The sequence below is a fragment of the Shewanella sp. ISTPL2 genome (assembly GCF_013283205.1).
Lineage (GTDB): Bacteria > Pseudomonadota > Gammaproteobacteria > Enterobacterales > Shewanellaceae > Shewanella > Shewanella oncorhynchi.
In genome coordinates this window covers 3860614-3876213 of the sequence record NZ_JAAPAV010000001.1, presented here as the reverse complement: position 1 = coordinate 3876213, position 15600 = coordinate 3860614, and the positions used below count along the sequence as shown (strand labels likewise).

General features: G+C 42.3%; 10 protein-coding genes. 1 reads left to right on the top strand and 9 read right to left on the bottom strand.

The window, feature by feature from the left end:
- Positions 1–63: 63 nt before the first annotated feature.
- The 7 genes from HUB64_RS17020 to HUB64_RS16990 all read right to left on the bottom strand — a co-directional run bounded on the left by HUB64_RS17020 (position 64) and on the right by HUB64_RS16990 (position 11483).
- The gene (locus tag HUB64_RS17020; RefSeq protein ID WP_254306306.1) at positions 64–2184 is read right to left on the bottom strand and encodes a peptidase domain-containing ABC transporter; all 2121 of its coding nucleotides are present in this window, start codon (positions 2182–2184) and stop codon (positions 64–66) included.
- Positions 2184–2948 carry an HlyD family efflux transporter periplasmic adaptor subunit gene (locus tag HUB64_RS17015; protein ID WP_173244183.1) on the bottom strand — a complete coding sequence of 255 codons (765 nt, stop codon included), beginning with the start codon at positions 2946–2948 and terminating at the stop codon, positions 2184–2186. Before HUB64_RS17015 ends, HUB64_RS17020 begins: the two co-directional genes overlap by 1 nt.
- Positions 2945–6097 (bottom strand): lantibiotic dehydratase, encoded by a 3153-nt coding sequence (locus HUB64_RS17010; RefSeq protein ID WP_173244186.1) that lies wholly within the window; start codon positions 6095–6097, stop codon positions 2945–2947. The genes HUB64_RS17015 and HUB64_RS17010 overlap by 4 nt, the downstream gene beginning before the upstream one ends.
- A 39-nt stretch (positions 6098–6136) precedes the next feature.
- Positions 6137–7381, bottom strand: coding sequence for a lanthionine synthetase LanC family protein (locus tag HUB64_RS17005; RefSeq protein WP_028759573.1), 1245 nt, complete (start codon positions 7379–7381; stop codon positions 6137–6139).
- A gap of 135 nt (positions 7382–7516) precedes the next feature.
- The gene (locus HUB64_RS17000; protein WP_147250506.1) at positions 7517–7708 is read right to left on the bottom strand and encodes a hypothetical protein; all 192 of its coding nucleotides are present in this window, start codon (positions 7706–7708) and stop codon (positions 7517–7519) included.
- A gap of 773 nt (positions 7709–8481) precedes the next feature.
- A complete protein-coding gene (locus HUB64_RS16995) occupies positions 8482–9231 on the bottom strand; it encodes a DUF2057 domain-containing protein (protein ID WP_028759575.1) in 750 nt (249 codons plus the stop codon).
- Positions 9232–9437: 206 nt separating this feature from the next.
- Positions 9438–11483 carry a bifunctional 2',3'-cyclic-nucleotide 2'-phosphodiesterase/3'-nucleotidase gene (locus tag HUB64_RS16990; protein WP_028759576.1) on the bottom strand — a complete coding sequence of 682 codons (2046 nt, stop codon included), beginning with the start codon at positions 11481–11483 and terminating at the stop codon, positions 9438–9440.
- Between the two features lie 707 nt (positions 11484–12190).
- Here HUB64_RS16990 and HUB64_RS16985 point away from each other — a divergent pair.
- Entirely contained in the window at positions 12191–14335 is a 2145-nt protein-coding gene (locus tag HUB64_RS16985) for a M3 family metallopeptidase (protein ID WP_173244189.1), read from the top strand.
- Positions 14336–14549: 214 nt separating this feature from the next.
- On the opposite strand, the gene HUB64_RS16980 is transcribed toward HUB64_RS16985, so the two are convergent.
- Positions 14550–14933, bottom strand: a complete 384-nt coding sequence (locus HUB64_RS16980) for a GCN5 family acetyltransferase (RefSeq protein ID WP_173244192.1) — start codon at positions 14931–14933, stop codon at positions 14550–14552.
- On the bottom strand, positions 14934–15383 hold the full coding sequence (locus tag HUB64_RS16975) for an acetyltransferase (protein ID WP_173248611.1): 450 nt from the start codon (positions 15381–15383) through the stop codon (positions 14934–14936). It lies immediately after the preceding gene.
- Between the last annotated feature and the right edge of the window lie 217 nt (positions 15384–15600).

Genomic DNA, 15600 nt, shown 5'->3' with positions numbered 1-15600 from the left:
ACACGCTTAAGTCGATAGAGTGCATAAACAATTCATTTCATCGGTGCAATATTTTGATTTTATTTAACTTACTTTGTTAATTGCTGGTCGCTGTAGAAGTTGTGTTAAATCGATGACTCTATCTGCAGCTTTAATGGTTTCGGGCCGATGGGCGATTACCACTCGGGTGATATTCAATTTTTTCATCGCTTGATTAACAACAGACTCAGTGACAATGTCTAAGTGACTTGTTGCTTCATCCATAAATAAAATCTTCGGTTCCCGATACAGCGCTCTCGCCAAAATTAACCGTTGTTTTTGCCCACAGGATAGTGCTGAGCCCATATCGCCTATTAAACTTTTATAGCCCATTGGCATCTGACAAATATCTTGGTGTATTGCTGCCATTTGTGCACAACGAGTGAGCTTTTCGACGTCAATCTTTTCCGAAAAAAAAGTAATATTATCTTCTATTGTCCCACCGAGTAATCGGTCTTCTTGCATTACAGCTGCGACTTGCTGGCGATATTGAGCTAATCCTAATTTCACCAACGGTATGTCATCGATTAAAATCTCACCTTCGGTTGGTGTTAATAGCCCTAATAACAGTTTCATTAAGGTACTCTTACCACAACCGGATGGACCTATAATTGCAACCGACTCACCGGCGTTTATTTGTAATGCTAAATTGTATAGCACTGGCTCAGCGACGGAGCTATAACTAAAACTAACCTGTTGTAGACAGATATTTCCGGCCACTTTATGCAGCATTGGTTGTGGTGGATAAGTTTGCTCTTTGGCTGTTAGGGCAATATCTGCAATCCGTTCAAAATGTAAACTCAGCATGCGATATTCAATTAACTTTTCGATCAACTTGCTCATACGCGCCATAAATTGGGCTTTATAGGCAATAAACGCAAATAACATTCCTGTGGTAAAACTGCCCGCCATTACTAATTCTGCAGCAAGATAGATCACTACAATATTTTCTGTACCAAATAGCAATTTGTTCATTATTTGATACGAAATTTCATATTTCCCGAGCGTAATGGTCCTGTTCGTTGCTTTAACATAGTGATTTTGCCAAATCGCTTCTCGCTGACTTTCAAAACCAAATAGCTTAACCGTTTGAATTGCTCGGATCGTTTCCATAAAGTTAGATTGTTCACCTGCTAAAGCTAGAATTTGCTGCTCTGAGGCTAAGCGTAAGGACCGATATAACGCTAATCTCAAGGCGCAATATGCTAGCACTGCCACTAGCACGACGAGAGACAATAACGGGCTGTAAAAGAAGATCATGCATAGAACTCCTAGCGCCATAAAACCATCAATGATGGCTTCAATAATGCCGGTAGTCAGCAGTTCCCGTAATTGCCTTAAAGAACCAAATCGTGATACCAGATCCCCCATATGACGTTTTTCAAAATAGGCCAATGGTAGCCGCACTAAGTGATGGAAGAGGTTACTGGCTAGCTGCACACTAAGTTGGCTGCTGAAATTCAGTAGCACTAAGCTGCGTAAAGCATTGGTGGCAACATCAAATAATAGTAACAAGGCAAAGCCTAATGCCAACACTAATAACAACTGACCATCATTATTGATAATAACGGCGTCTACCACGAGTTGAATGTAATAAGGTGAGGCTAAAATAAACAGCTGTAAAAAAACGGACAAACTGAGTAACAACCCTAACGATTGCTTTAAACCAGTGATCTTAGAAAAAAAGGATGAGAATGTTAGTGATTGTTTAGCTTGTTCTGCAGTAAATGTAGCTGTCGGTGTCAATTCTAAAGCGATACCAGTAAATGATTTTGACACTTCTGTTAGGGATATTCGCCGCACTCCTAAAGCTGGGTCATGAATAATACAGTGTTGAGTGTTCACTGACTTTAGTACCACAAAGTGATTGAGATCCCAGTGCAAGATACATGGCGTAGCTAAGTCGGATAATTCTTCTAATTCAATTTTCAGTGGGCGGCTACTGAGTTGCAACTGCTCTGCAATATGCATCAGATCCAGTAAGGTACAGCCTTCTAGCGATAGCGAAAAACGTTGTCTTAAGCTATTTAAATCAGTTTGATAGCCATGCATGCTGGCCACCATAGCTACACAGGCTAAGCCGCATTCTGCGGCCTCAGTTTGAACGATCATGGGTAAGCGGCGGCCAGCAGACCAAGTTCTAAGCTTCTCTTGCAGTGTTGCCATTAGTTTTGACCCTTATCATCAACATTTGGTGTAAACAACCACTCCAATAGTCTGCGTGGCGCGAAGCTAATATTAACCTCTAATCCCATACCTGCTCTCAGTGGCAATTTTTTTGCGTCTTCCGTCAATGCTAAAACGGCTCTATAACTCGGCTCCGATAAGGGTTGCGATTCATTTATGGTTATAGGCTGACTTCCTATCTCAACTAGAGTGGCTGTTTGCACACTAAAATGTTGATAGGGAAGTGCCTCTATGCGCATTTGTAGCTCCTGCCCCAATGTGAGTTGTCCTATAACTCTTGAGGGTATATATACAATTGCGAATAAGGTTTCTGGTTGCGGTAATAACGATATTGAGGGTTTTGATGGGCCGATATCCTCTCCAGACGGCAATAAAACTTCGGTAACCGTTCCTGTAAAAGGAGCTTTTAGTAAAAATGATTTTCCCATCGTATTTGGGAGGTTCAGCGGTTGTACTAAAGGTTGATTCTGCTGCACTTGCTCGCCAACTTGTACTAAAAGATGCCCTGCGTTGACTGATTTAGGTGTGGGCAAACGAATCGCCATCATGGCTGGCTCGATAGAACCTTGCACATGTTCTTTGCGTTGATACTCGCTAAAATACAAAAATAGTAATGCACATAAAAAAAGCGTGCTAATCAATACTGTGAAACCAATAAAACTAACTGGCTGGGTTAAACTTACTTCCCCTTGTAATCTTTGCTGTTGCTGTACAACAACTTCTTTTCGAAATAAATCGCTCATTGCGATAAACCTCGTACTGGTTGTGCGCGTTTGCTTAGATAGATACGGCGTAACATGTCATAAACGACAAACTCTTGCTCTCGACCATAAGCCTTGAATAAACGGTTAGTAAACATATGTAATAACGAGCCTAATAAATTATCGCGACTGCCTTGTGCCTGTTGGGACTCAAATAATGCCAACATTGCCTGACAACATGGTGTAATCGAAGATGAAAACTGCTGTAAACTCTGCTGAATTTGTTGTTTAAATGGCTCAATAGTTTGGTTCTGCCGATCCAATAATTGGCTATCTTGTTGTAATTGTGATTGATAGTGTCGATATTTATCGCCCATCTGCTGGCGTAACTCTAAGTCTTCTTTAAATTCTTGTGCAAAACCTGCCCGCAAATTATCGATCAGTGTAAATTTCTCGGTGGGTAAATAATCGAATTGAGTTAAAATTAAATCTATCGCTAAAATAGCTAAGCGCCACCTCAAGCTGTCATCTTGTTGACTGAATAATATTGCATGCAACACAAACTGGCTGTCCAAACAGAAAAAGTGCTCAGCCAAAGGCATCATATGCTCACCACCGTAACGTTCTGTCTCCTGCATGTAAGTGAACAACTCAATTCGATGTAAGCCTGCACTGGCTAGAGATGGCGCTAATAAGCGATTTAGTGCGGGTAGTAACTCCCCATATAATCGTTCCGGCTCGCCAAAACATCGTAGCCGTAGATGCCAATCAGGATCGCCATAGCGTATAAAGAACCAATGCTTGAGCACACCATCTTGCTGCATCTGTGTTAGCCATGGTGCCAATTGCTTTAGTAACAGTTGCTCCACACTACTTTGCCCTGCATACAATTTGACACTGAGCCATTCTGAGCCAGGCGTGAACTGCCTACACTTGTCATTGGTTGAGCTCGTCAATGGCGCTATGAGTGGTGCTAAGTATGGGATTGCTGCACTATTTGACAGCGGTACAATTATTTCATGTTGATAAGGGCCATCTGGCCCTTGCAGCAAAGGTTGGTATTTCATCGCGAGCACTTCATTCAACCTAATGTGGCTTTTATGATTTACCTCTGCCAACAACATTTGGAACATCATATTATTTTGCAGATCGATCAGTAACACATGGTCGGCTATGGCATAGCTCATATAACGCTCTAAACCATATTCTTTCTGCAGTTGTTGCCAATCGGATTCAACAAACTGGCCTTCTTGCCACAAGCGTTTCAATTGTGCGACTGGAATATTGCTGTGGGCCTCTTGCAGGACCAGATTATCTAACATGATCCTTGGAACTCGTTTTGCTTTATGCAGGCTATCAGGTAAGGAGAAGTGAGGCATTTGTAAGTTTTGATGTTGAAGTGAGCATAAAAACCGATAAATCCCTAAACTACGATCACTGAAATTATGGGCAGAGGATAAACGGGGAATTATTCTTTTTTGTAGTCGCTGTGACCATAAACATAACACGTTATTTTCTTGATAGACCAATAGATCGCTGATTGGGATTTGCCACTCATTTGCTAAGTGACTGTCAGCAAGAAAAACAATCTCATAGGCTCTTAATGTCGGTCTAGCGATGACATTGCCTGGACGCCCCTCGGGCATATGTAGTACTTCTGCAAAAAGGACTTCTGGAGAATGCGCTTCTTCTTGAGATAAATGTTGTTTGACCTGTTGCAGCATATCTGTTGATAAATGACAGAAACGTCCGAGTAAATTCGCTGCAGAAGGACCATAGCAACCATGATAATAGTAAATAACTCGGCCATCCTCTTGTTGATACGCTGACAAATTAATCGCGAAGGAAGCGGGTAACTTAGCCATTAATGTCGCACTTTCATGTTTAGACAATAACGAATCACTTGTTAATTTCAGCACAGTTTCGCTTGGGGATACATCACTTAGAGCAGCGATAATCGTCTGTTGCAATGGTTCGATAACATCTTGTGTGGGGGGGTGACGATTGGTGATATTTAACCCCGCTAACAAGGAAGTGTGGTAGCCAATATCGCTGGAGAATGAAATACCAACTTCGTCATCTAATAAGGTCAACAGTGGCACATACTGGCTACCAAATCTTGCTTCAAATTTTTGGCTAAAGTCATTAAGTGGTGTTTTATAAGGTTTTCGTATCGCTAATAATGCCAATAATGCAGGCATCAGGGCAGATACTTCTGCTTGTGCTAATTGGCACTGTGAAAATGAGCGCAAAATATCAGTCTGTAATAGGCGATTCTCGCTTACAGGATACGGCAGTGTTTGCAAGCTATGATAAATTTCTTGATATTGCTTAAGCGGGTTAACAGGTTGTTTATCCATGCTGTTTAACTGAGTGAGAGCTCGTTGCAATATATCAGCACTGTCTGTAGCGCCCATACTTTGTAACGCCGTAATAAAAGTTTGATCTGGGGAGCCAGAAGTTAATGTTAGTGGTAATTTGACTTGCAGCACACCGGCAGTAAGTAACTGCTTAATATAATCCTGTATGCTTGCAGTATTCGCCGTAGGATAGAGTTGTTGAAATCCACCTTGTAACGAAGCAAAGCTCCCTTCCTTCTTCGCCAGTTGCAGCATAGCAAGCAAATATTCATCTGATACCAAGGTACTTAAACGATATTTTTGCTCAGTATCTGAAAAATACGGTTCAATATAATGCAGACCATCGCTCTGTTGTTGCAACGTCGGATTTGCTTGATAGCACAATACCGGCCACTTCTCGGCCTCATTTGGTTCACTTAACTGGGCTCGAATTGCAGTTAAATAGGCTATGTCAAAGCGGGTATGGCGCTTATCTCGCAGCATGCTATCACACTGTAAGCGCGTTTCATTTGCTACTTGCCCCAAGGCTACGCCTGCAAATAACCCAAATGGCGTCGCTCTAGAGCTAAACCGAATAAAATATTTCAATAAGGAGTTAGTTATTTTAATTGCCGCTTTACTGTGTGGTTGCAGTTGCCAATTAGGCAATCGTTCCATCAATGAAGGACTTGCAAGATATAAGGCTTCTTGTACTGCTGGGTTTGCTAACCAACTGGCGAGAAAATCGACTAAGGCCGTAGGCTCTGTTGGTATTTTTCGTAGTTGAGACAAACTTGATCTAGGTGCCCGGATAACAAAAAAATCCGCGGCTTGCAAAACCTCTACACTCATAAACAATTCCTTGTTATAAAAATAGCCAATATATCGAAATCAATTATTGGTTAATAAAAGCGCATCTAGCCAATTAGTTTCTACGTTGAAGGCCATCAATAGCACTAAACCTATACCGGCATAGCCTCCAAGTAAGCCATGGTCTGGTAGGCGGCAGTTTGAATTATCTTGTTCGCGCACGGCATTAAAACCGTCGAGTCCTGATGTTTGATATAGTGCTAATGTATGTTCAAACCAATATTGTGCAGCCTGTGAAAGAGTGGATTCGGTGTAATAGCGTGTTATGACTTGAAAGATTAAAGCCAAACCTGCACTACCATGACAGATACCTGCATCCTGTACTTGGCTGCTTTTTAGTCTACGCTGAGCGGCTTTTAAGGCAATGTTCTTACCAGCGGCGGTAAAGTCATCACGGTTTATTGCATTGCCCACTCGCAGCAATGTTAAGGCGATGGTGGCATCGCCATAACACCAACCGAGTCGTGACTGGCACGGTTGTTCCGTGATGTACGCAAAGCAACTACCAAATTTCTCTGATGTTTGTTGCTGCTGAATTAACCACTGACAACTGGCTTGCAACAACGTCTGAATTTGGCTGTGTAGTTGCTGATGCGCTAATAATGGTAATAGAGAGGCAATGATTGAAGGGACTCCGTGAGCTAATCCTAAATTATATTCAGGGTTATCTGTTGCCTGATTAAATCTAAAGAAAGAGTTTGTTGCCACTTCCCAAGCACCAGTACCATCGGCAAATTGATGCCATTGCTGTTCCAGTAGTGTCAATAACGCTTGGGCCAAAGGTAAGCCTAATTCCGCGGTTTGACGCCGCGCTATATAGACTGCAAAACCACTTAGTCCGCGAATAAATTCCAATTCTCCAGTCCAGTCGTTCTGTTGTAAATGTTGTAGTAAGAGCACATCAGTATTGTGATTAAACTCCGCTTGGTAATTCCCTTCATGCAAAAAAAATTCATATAGCCAAGCGACACCAGTCAGTCCATAGCCAAACGCGAACTGTGAATGTAGGAATGGTATTTGCTCTTCTATTAATGTCATTCGTGCTGAAAATTCATGTTGGCATGCTAGTTCTGGAAACTGTTTATGTAATTGCCAGAAAAATAATTGTTGCCCAGCTAAGCCAGTTAACAAACCAACCCCTTGCTGCTCTAATGATTGTTTGGCATCTTTCACTAATAGCACAGCTATGTCGTTCAATGCCTGTCTAGCAAGGCTAGACTGATGGGGTTGATTAAATTGCACTGAACCACCTTCCTTTATTTCCATGAAGTACAGCTTCTACATATTGGCTCATTTAGAAAGTCAAAAGGGCATAGTGGATATGCCCTTTACACATCTACTGATAAAATATGCTGTGTTATATTGTGACGTCACAACCTATTTGGTTACTTGAACCCCGTATTAAGGGATTTGACAGCAGCGATGAGTGCTACCTGTACGATCAGAAGGGCAGGTGTATGCATTGGCAGTCAACTCTCCGCAAGCACGAGTTATCACACCACCAGCAACTTGTGGTGTTAATTCGCTAGGTAAGACTTTTTTATCATGGGACAGATTCACTAACTCAGCTTTTTTTAATTTAAGTTCCATCATGTTATTCCTTTTACTTGATTAGTAATTTTTCGCCCTATCATTTAGGCAACTTATTTCTAACATTTGATGGGGAGAGTTTAAATCAGTATAAAGAATGAGCAGGTTGAAGGTTGAATAAGTCTAAAGGTTGAATGTTTTTTATGGAATAGGATTAGAGCATTGATCTTTTCATGCTTAGTGAGGCTTTGAAGCTGATAATGACTCTTGCTAAATAATGCCTTTATGACATTTTTTGTTACATTTGTTTCTGGATCTAGCCAAAATATATAGCGTAAATCATAATGCATACGGTTAAATGTGTAGGCTAAATAGTATTTATCCTTGCTCAAGGTTTTGATTTTTAAAAATATTTAATTATGAGATAACGCTTTGCGGATAGTTAATTATGTTGGCTGGAGGAACTGAGACTATTCGATTTTACTCAGTTCGAATTCTTTGTAGTTAATTAAGTGATAAGTCTTTTATCTACAAATGCTTAACTGTATTTTATAAAGCGAGTTGATAAATAATAGTCTACGAAGACTGTAAAATGATATGTCTTTTATATTTATAATTTGTTCTACCAAATATATAAATAACACCTTTACAGGCACTCGCACCATTTGTTGCTTAGCAGCTTTGCTGTGTTAAATGACATTAAGCTGTGAAGTGAAAATGGACTTACTGAGTTTTAATATTTCTGAAATATTAGTTTTACTAAGCTTTAATAGAGTCGCCAGTCCATGTGAGACACTTAGCTGGCGGTCTGAAGTAGATAGCCGAAGCGGTATGGATCACTCTTTATTTATTTTGGCTTTGAAGCTGGCTTTGGTATTGTCGTTAGCTTGTTTGTACCAGTAATCCAGCATTTGACTGATTTCAGCTTGGCTAGGTGTCGTCGCTGGAGTGATTTGCTGAGCCTTATCATTGTTCGCTGCGACTGCTGACGACATAACTGCTGGCGCGATCAAGCTCGTGGATGTGGCTGCTGATGTTTGGTGTATTTGCGGCTGGCTTGCCAATACTGGTGCAATGGCGTCGCTTGCTTGCGTTGTTGCGGTATTCATAGTGAGATTTAATGAAGCCGGATGATTGCTAAGGTTGTACTGCAGTATCTCGTGTTCGAAATCCCGTCCCAGTTGAATGCCATTCTTAATCAATTTATCACTGGTAAAACCCACTGCTTCATCTTGAGCATTTAATAGTGTCAGCTTAGGTGACTCATCAAATTTCTTTGCATCTCTGGCTGAGTTGATGGCGGGAAGTGTCAGCGTGAGTGTTTGTGCTGATGCATCAAAACGGACGATGAGCACGTCGGAGAGATAATGCACTGAGTCAGCTTGTTGTCGATATTGCGCGGCATAACGGAAGGCAATCTGATTGGTCCCATCGGCTAAAATGAGATCGCCACTCTTTACGGCTGGCTTGCCATTGACCGTTAGCACTTCAGCATTTTTAGTCAGATTGAGATGAACATCGGCCGTTGCAGGTTGCACTGCGCCCAGCATTAACGCAGTGGCACATAAGATTGATTGATATTTCATAAGCTTTCTCTGTTGTTGCGAGGACGCCGCTAAATAATAAGGCAGATATTTAGCGACACAAAGCAGGTTTAACCTTTAGTGTGGAGCATGATGAACTAAATGGCGACACACTGTTTATAGCGCGCAGATTAGCGTTAATTTGATCTGCAGGGAATAAAAAAGGCTCACGAGGAGCCTTTTGAGCATGATATTTTGGAATTGAACGCTTATTTGGTTAGGTTGATGCTATAAACGGCGAAACCCAGTTCATCCTTACCGATCTTCTTCATTTCACGCTGTTTATTGGCTTCGATAAAGGCAGCGGCTTTGTCACTGTCTTGGGTTTCGAAGCGAATGTCTAATGTGACGTTGGTAGTGATGGTTTTGAAATCCCAGTTGTAATCGGCACTTGGATTGACCATAGCTTCGTACTTACCCGTGGTTTCGTTGTACTTAGATTGCGCTGTGATATAAGCAGCTAGCGCTTCACGGTTAGTATCGGGCAGTTCAAGTACCACATGGTCGCTACCCGTACCAGCAAACTTACCCCCGAAGGCGCGGTAGTTATTTGAGGTAACGATAAACTCTTTCGCGGCAAATTCTTCACCTGTGATGACTTTGCCGTTTTCGTCTTTATAGCTTAAATCAACGATACGGTTTGCGTTGGCATTAACGACTGCGCAATCGCGGTCAAACTTGCTTGGTTGGGTCACATCAATTTTATAGGTTAAGCCATCGAGTACGTCGAAGTTATAGGTTGGATGACCATCCCAGTTGATTAAACCTTGTGGGGTGGTTTTTGCAGGGTCAATTTGATTGAACTGGTTTGCTGAGCACTCGAGCCAATCTTTCAATTCGGCGCCCGTCGCTTTGACTGCCACCATAGTATTGGGATATAGGTACAGATCGGCGGCGTTTTTAAAGGTCAGTGGGCCTTTATCAACTTGCACAAATTGATCGGCATCACTGGTTGTACCGTGGCGGCCGCCCGCTTTAAAGGGGGCGGAGGCTGATAGCACTGGCAGACCTTTTAATGCTGCAGGTAATTTCGCTTTCACGTTAGCGATTTGCGCATCGGAAACGATTTGTACCGTAGGGTCATCCTGCACTAAGGTAAGGAAGCTGTACATGTCGGCTGCGGCAACGCCGATAGGTTCATCCACAAAGGCGAGGGTGCCTTGGTGCTCGGCTGCGACTGCATCTTTAATTGCGGGATCTTGGCTAACTAACTCTTCCTTAGTTGCACCATTATATATGGGGCGAGCTTGCGTTTTCGCACTAAGGACATGCCATTTACCATCTCTACGTTCAAGTTTAAAGTCAACAACCCCTAGGTTATCACCCCAACGACCTGGCATCACAGCGGGGACGCCGTTCAGTAGGCCTTTAGTGACGTCGGTATTGGGTAAGTCGGCATACTTAGCATCAGGGAAGATAGAGTGGCTGTGGCCGAATAGAATCGCATTGATACCATCAACATAAGTCAAAGCGTAAGTGGCATTTTCAGCCATAGGATCGCCAGGATTTTCCGTTGAACCAATGCCAGAGTGAGGAATGGCGATAATGATATCGGCCCCTTTGGCTTTCATTTCGGGGACATATTTTTTCGCGGTTTCAATAATATCTTCGACCGTCACTTTACCCGTCAGATTTTGTTTATCCCACAATAGAATTTGCGGTGGCACAAAACCAATATAACCAATGTTAATGGTTTGATTATTACCTTCGCTGTCGATGATGTTTTTTTGTTTGATGATATAAGGGGTGAATAAATGCTCACCTTTTTTAACCTCATTCCAGCAACCATTATCGTCGGCGCAATAAACGTTTGAGTTGATATAAGGGAAATCTGCACCACTAATGGATTTATTTAAGAAATCTAAACCATAGTTAAATTCATGGTTACCGATATTACCGACTTCATAATCTAATAGGTTCATGGCTTTATAGGCTGGATGAATATCACCCATTTGCAGGCCAACTTTAGCCATGTAATCGCCCATTGGGCTGCCTTGTAGTAGATCGCCGTTGTCGACGAGTACGCTGTTTTTGGCTTCGTTGCGTGCAGCGTGGATTAAGCTTGCAGTACGGGCTAGACCGATAGTTGGGTCATTTTTGCCACTGTAGTAGTTGAAATCCATGATATTTGTGTGCAGATCTGTGGTTTCGAGTACCCGTAAATCGGCTTGAACGACTTTGTCGTCATCAGAATTACAGGCGCTTACACCAAGGGCGGCAGTGATCATCACTGCGAGTATTTTCTTATTTAACATAGTTATCTCTATTTATATTTATTTGACCCCAATGCATGTTCCGTAAAAGAACATGCCCATCATCCCGTTAATTCAGCGTAATTTAACTGTTAGGTTAATTTTCCGCTAAGTTAACGAGCGGGAATTATAAAGACATTTGATGATCTGAATGTGACATTAATCGGATAAAAGCTGTTTCAAATTGTGACTCAAGGTTTGCCTGCCTAAATAGTGAGCCGTTTAGCCTGTTTATTTGTTGCATTAATGTTTAAATAATTGCAGTAAACAGTTTATTAAGAAGAATTAATATTTGTTATTGGAATGGCATTTTATTTGCTCAGCCCCTTGTCTATGTCGGGGATATTTGACGTAAAATTTCAGTAGAATTGTTTTAAATAATTCTTTTACATAAAATTTTAGCCAATGTTAATCACCTATGCTCACATGTCTCTTGGCTTGATTGAGGTGAGTTAGGTTTAGCGTAGCGTTGGCATAGGCTTATTTAGACGGGCAATACACATAAAGTGATACAAATTAGCTGTGCTCTGGGCGGGTAAAACTTGGCTGAAATGCGCGTAACTTGTTAAGGTAGTTCATCGAAATTGACGTACGAAGCTACACAAGTTCGTTAAAACAGACTGTTGTAAACCGAAAGCCAAAATCCGTTTGCGCGCACCTTTCACCTTAAAAATACAATCGAAAGGGCAGCAACATCCAAGGGAGTTAATATGCGTAAGTCCGTTATTACCACAGCCGTAGCTGCGGCATTGTTACTTGGCGCTTGTTCAGACAAGCCTGATGTAAGCACCAATGAAGCCAAAAATGCCGTTGCGACTCAATCCGCTGCTAAAGCGCAAGCAACTAATGTGCTGCTGAGCAAGAGTCCACTGCAAGATCAAGCGCCGCAATTTAATCTTATTCAGTCCGCAGATTATGCTCCCGCCTTCGAGCAGGGCATTAAAGCTCACGATGCAGAAATCGCTGCGATTGTGAATAACAAACAGGCGGCTAGTTTTGACAATACCATTCTCGCCATGGAAACCTCGGGTGAATTGTTAACGCGCGTATCGCGTACCTTCTTTAATCTCGCAGGTCTGATTTCTGATGATGATTTCCAGAAAACTGAAGCGGATCTGGCACCTAAGCTTTCTGCACATCGCGATAATATTTATCTCGATCCGACTTTATTTGCCCGCGTTGAAGCCGTATACCAGCAAAAGAGCAGCCTAAATGCGGAAGATCAGCATTTAGTTGAATACTACTATGAGCAGTTTGTCCGCGCTGGCGCGAAATTGTCGGCTGATGATAAAGCTAAGATGCGCGACTTTAACGCTGAGCTTGCAACCTTAGCGACGGACTTTTCACAAAACAGCTTAAAATCATTTAAAGATGATGTGATTGTTGTGACTGATAAAGCCCTGTTAGCCGGTTTATCCGACAGCGAAATTGCTACTTTAGCTGCGGCTGCTAAAGCTGCTGGTAAAGAAGGCTATTTGATTACGTTAGTCAACACGACACGTCAACCTGTACTTTCTAGCCTGAGCAACCGTGAACTGCGCCAAAAAGTATGGGAAACCTCGGCGCACAGAGCCGTCGCAATCAATGGTCCATTGATTGTCAAAATGGCGCAAATACGGGCTAAAAAAGCCAATTTACTGGGGTTCGATACTTGGGCATCCTATGCGGTTGCCGATCAAATGGCGAAAACCCCTGCTGCTGTGTATGAAATCCTCGATGATTTAGCGCCAAAAGCTTTAGCTCGCGCCAAAGTGGAGGCGGCTGATATTCAAGCTGAAATCAAAAAGGCGGGCGGTGATTTTGAACTGCAACCTTGGGATTGGGCTTACTACGCCGACAAAGTGCGTAAAGAGAAATACTCCCTCGATGAAAGCAGTATCAAGCCTTATTTCGAGTTTAATACTGTGCTGAAAGACGGGCTGTTTTTCGCTATGCATAAATTGTATGGCATCAGCTTAAAACCGCGTACTGATTTACCCGTGTGGCATTCCGATGTTTTAGCCTTTGAAGTCTTTGATAAAGATAACAGTTCTATTGGCTTATTCTATCTAGACCCCTATGCCCGTGAAGGCAAAGGCGGCGGCGCGTGGATGGATGAGTTCGTCACCCAAAGCGGTCTGCTCGGCACTAAGCCCGTTGTCTATAACGCGCTTAATATTCCTAAGCCAGCCGATGGCCCAACGCTAATGACCTTCGATGAAGTGACCACTCTGTTCCATGAATTTGGCCATGCGATACACGGTTTATTCTCGCAGGTGAAATACCCAAGCGTGGCTGGCACATCAACCGCACGTGACTTTGTTGAGTTCCCATCACAGGTTAACGAAGATTGGAATATCGATCCTGCTGTGATTGCTAACTATGCCAAACACTATAAAACGGGTGAGCCAATTCCTAAGGCGCTGCTCGATAAAATCTTAGCGGCAAATAAGTTTGGCCAAGGTTTTGATACCGTTGAGTACCTGTCAGCGGCCTTGTTAGATATGGAATGGCACTCTATCAGCGCCGATACTCAAATTAGCGATGTAGAGAAGTTTGAGCACCAAGTGCTAGCTAAACATGGTCTTGATTTTGCGCCAATTCCACCCCGTTATAAATCGAGCTACTTTAGCCATGCCTTCTCCGGTGGTTATTCCGCAGGTTATTACGCGTATTTGTGGACCGAAGTGTTTGCCGCCGATGCCTTTGCCTATATGGGTGAGCAAGGTGGCTTAAAAGCCGATAATGGTGACAAATTCCGTAAGGAAGTCTTATCTAAAGGTAACAGTGAAGATCTCATGCAAGATTATATTCACTTTACTGGTAAAAAACCGACAACAGAGGCACTGTTAAAGCGCCGCGGTTTAGTCGATTAATTGATTAATTGTAAAAAGCTAAAGGCTTGTTAGGGAAACCTAACAAGCCTTTTTTATTGATGTCAGGGCGGATTTATTAACCATTTTTTGTTTCAAGACAGGAGGTTTAGAGGATAAGGAAATCTGCAGGTAACGCTCCTAATCACAGTTCCAAAATAGTTTGTTGGAATGTTGTCGAAAGACAGTCTTAAACTATTTTTTATTGATTAAATTGTTATGTTTGATTGTCACTTATAAAGTTAGTAATAGTGTCCTCCTTACGTTGACTCTCTAATAGCCACTCAACCCTCCATTCAGTTAGGCGTTCACCTGTTTTATGAATGAATTTTCCTGCTTCTGGTTCATCAATCCATTCAAGCTGTTTAACAAGTACTAAAGGCGCTTCAGACCCGTCAGTTTCATTCGAAAATTCAAGAGCCTCATTATAAGTATGAAATGCGTAATAGTAGATTTCACCATCAAATTCATCTGGAGCACCTTGCCAAGGGCGGCACCAAACACGATATTCTAGTACTTGATCATAGAAATAACCGCCGCCTGATTTTGTTTCCGCCGGATACTCTCCAATCCTATTCTCATCGATTGAATCAGGATACATCTACAATCCCTCAATGGAATATAACGCCAGATGCAACAGCGGATAAGGTTTACCCTGTCCATCAACGGGTGAGCGACCCGTTACTGAAAAACCAATATGCTGGTAAAAACCTAATGCTTGCTGATTCTGCTCATTAACATCAACCTTTGTGGCTCCCAGTTCTTTAATGGCATGTGTCGCTAGCATGGAACCAATCCCTTTTCCGCGCGCGTCAGGTGAGATGAACAGCATTTCAATATTGCCATCATGTACCCCGCAGAATCCGAGGATTTCTCCATTGTCATTTTTAGCGCACTTTAAGTGAACGGCGTCAAAATATTGTTCGAGGATCAACGGCTTTAATTCCTGTAGATCTTCTTCTGCTAAAAAGTCATGGGTTGCTCTCACTGATGCTTCCCAAATATTGAGCAGACTAAGATGATCTGCTTTTTCTACCATCTCAATATTCATCATATAACTCTATTGAAAATTTAATGCCGCCTAAGCGGTGAATCATAGTGGGTTAACATGTGAAGCGGAAACGTACCACCTTTACGAATCCGCGTTTAAAAAGTTTAGGCGTAAGTTCCGTAACATCTTTTTCCCAAGATGTTACCTGCCAAGCTGCACTCTGTCATCTTGACCTTTCTCGCCATTTCCCTATTTGGTATCAGTAAAATAAAAACAG